Origin of the sequence: Pantoea sp. ANP04, assembly GCF_041982285.1 — a bacterium.
GTDB classification, from domain to species: domain Bacteria; phylum Pseudomonadota; class Gammaproteobacteria; order Enterobacterales; family Enterobacteriaceae; genus Pantoea; species Pantoea eucalypti.
Genome location: NZ_JAUTYS010000030.1, coordinates 1 through 2,738 on the forward strand (window position 1 = coordinate 1; position 2,738 = coordinate 2,738).

General features: G+C 49.8%; 4 protein-coding genes and 1 pseudogene. All 5 read left to right on the top strand.

The genetic code is table 11. From position 1 onward, the window contains the following. Nucleotides 1-908: pseudogene (locus Q7C21_RS22070) on the top strand (type VI secretion system Vgr family protein); the annotation flags it as partial. A 129-nt stretch (nt 909-1,037) separates the two neighbouring features. Then, nucleotides 1,038-1,382: a hypothetical protein gene (locus tag Q7C21_RS22075; RefSeq protein ID WP_105100193.1), complete on the top strand. Its 345-nt coding sequence runs from the start codon at nt 1,038-1,040 to the stop codon at nt 1,380-1,382. Nucleotides 1,383-1,437: 55 nt separating this feature from the next. Next, nucleotides 1,438-1,803, top strand: coding sequence for a hypothetical protein (locus tag Q7C21_RS22080; RefSeq protein ID WP_003854915.1), 366 nt, complete (start codon nt 1,438-1,440; stop codon nt 1,801-1,803). A 26-nt stretch (nt 1,804-1,829) separates the two neighbouring features. Beyond that, nucleotides 1,830-2,210 carry a hypothetical protein gene (locus Q7C21_RS22085; protein ID WP_003854912.1) on the top strand — a complete coding sequence of 127 codons (381 nt, stop codon included), beginning with the start codon at nt 1,830-1,832 and terminating at the stop codon, nt 2,208-2,210. A gap of 328 nt (nt 2,211-2,538) precedes the next feature. Beyond that, nucleotides 2,539-2,738: hypothetical protein (locus Q7C21_RS22090; RefSeq protein ID WP_375151103.1), on the top strand; the 200-nt coding region annotated here is incomplete at its 3' end.

The following is a 2,738-nucleotide window of genomic DNA, read 5'->3' on the forward strand; positions in this document are numbered from 1 at the left end:
TACGCTGGTGCTGTGCGACGCGCCGGACCAGCATCAGGCGTTTCCGGGCTATGAGACCATCGCCTATCACGTTACCCCGTCGGGCGTCGCCGGTGCCGGGCTCGGTGGACGTCTACGACTGGCCAGGTCACTTTGTCGACCACAGCCACGGCGAGTCCTACGCGCGCATCCGTCAGGAGGTGTGGCAGGCCGAGCACCACAGCGTCAGCGGGTCGGGCACCGCCACCGGCATCGCGCCGGGCTTCACCTTCGCCATCATCAACGCGCCGCACTTCAGCGACAACGGCGAATATCTGGTGACCTCGGCCACCTATGACTTCACCGAGAACAGCTACGCCAGCGGCGACACCGGCGAGAGCCGGCACAACATCAGCTTCACGGTGCTGCCGTCGTCGGTGACGTACCGCACGCCGCCGGAGACGCCGTGGCCGAAAACGCACGGTCCGCAGACCGCGAAGGTGGTGGGGCCGAAAGGCGAGTCGATCTGGACCGACCGCTACGGCCGGGTAAAGGTGAAGTTTCACTGGGACCGTCTGGCGAAGGGCGACGACACGAGTTCGTGCTGGGTGCGCGTCTCCAGCGCCTGGGCCGGTCAGGGGTTCGGCGGCGTGCAGATCCCGCGTGTTAACGACGAAGTGGTGGTGGACTTTATCAATGGCGATCCGGACCGTCCGCTGATCATCGGCCGGGTGTACAACGAGGCGAGCATGCCGCCGTGGGCGCTGCCGGCGGCGGCGACGCAGATGGGTTTTCTGAGCCGGTCGAAGGACGGCACGGCGGACACGGCGAACGCGCTGAGGTTTGAGGATAAGGCGGGTGAGGAACAGGTCTGGCTGCATGCTGAAAAGAACATGGACACTGAGGTGGAAAACAATGAAACCCACAGCGTCGGCAGCAACCGGACTAAAATTTATAACTAATGCCAGCAAATGCGGAGGTGCTGATGCTCCAGTGAGTAAAACATTTATGGTGAAAGATACTAAGCACGAACGTGTGGATATTGAGATTATTTCTGGTAAAGCATTTTTGGAGTAGATATGTTTAATAACTACCTTAATGATGAAAAGGTTTATTTAGAGTTAGAGTCTTTTTTAAAAAATTTCTTCTTAAATTTTATAAATTGCAAGGAATCAGTTGACTGTCCATATTACAATACTACGTTTTCAAATGGAAAGCCGTTTATGGATGGCAATCCAATATTTTCAGCACGAAAAAAAAATAATGGCACCATCATAAAAGTTGTTTTAGATGAAGATGCTAATTCATTAAGTGAGTTTGATAAAGAGGTCGACGGCTTTCCTATTCATGTCATAGTTGCTAATGCTTCTTCTTTAGACTCTATTAAAGAGAAGATTATCTCTTGGTACGAAAAATATAATTAATATATATCCGTAATTATCAATGCAGCAAATAGAAAATAATTACTAAGCACCAAGATTGACGCACAATATCTTACCGGACGGGCGGGAACTGAAGCAGTTCCACTATGGCAGCGGGCAGCGGGTGCAGGTCAACTTTGGTACCCGTGTCATCAGCGAAAGCGAACGTGGCGTCCTGCACCGTGAAGTGCGCCGCACTCAGGGTGCAATCACCAGTGAATATCGCGTTACTGAATTAGCATGGAATCTACTTATATTCGCACGCATTACCGGACAGCTGCCGGCGCACGGTCTGCTGTTTCATACGCCGAATGACACTGAGGTGCTGTCACGCCCATTTGTGCTTGCCGCTAAGCTGCTCTCCACCGACGCGCGCATCGACCGCCACGCCCTGCTGGGCCACAATTTACATACACATTGTTGAAGCGATAAAGTGATAAGAAGGTGAAAATGCATTTTTTAACTGAAATACCCTTCATTATCGGTATTACTATGACGGTTATGGGTTTGTTAGTGATGTTTTTACTGTTCAAACCAGATAAAAATGAGTTGATAGAAATAAAAAACTGGAAAGCCAGAGATGAGTGGCAGGGTTATATAATAACTACCGAGCCTGTCAGCTGGTCGCAAACAAATACCCAATATGATGACGGTTTTTTTTATAACTTCAATGTGCGGCTTACCCTTTCTGGTAAAGAGACTATATGCACCGGAAAAGGGTTGGTAATTAAAGGTAAGATCCATAAGTTAAAGAAAGGTATTAAAGTCATTGTAAAGTATAGCGACGAAATCCCATCAAAAGTCGCTATACTTGATGTGTTATATGAGTAAGTTATAATAATTCATCCTGCGGAAAATTTTTCTTGCTTGAAGATATGTTAACTATTTTTCATAGAAAACCTTGCTCAGGTTGCATTAAGGATATTTATACAAGTAAGGATATTTATACAAGTAATAATGTCGAACACTATGGTAAGCCTATCGCTTCATTTTCCCTATTTCTGAAAGGCATGCCCGCAATCCTTTTGCCTGGCAGGAGCCTTCAAAACTCTACCAATGCGAGTGCCATACATACCGTGCCTGATCAGCTCAACGTACTGATGCTGGTACCCAAAGCTAGTGCCTTTTGCCGAATTATCATCTTACAGGGATGAAAACCATGTTCTCACGCATTACTGCTCAGCTGCCGGCGGACGGCCTGCTGTTCCATACGCTCACCGGCACCGAGACGCTGTCCCGTCCCTTTGTGCTCACCGCCGAACTGCTGGCCACCGACGCGCGTATCGACCGTCACGCCCTGCTGGGCAAGCCGGTGACCTTTACGCTGCCGACCGACGGCCTGATGAACGCGCTGAGCCC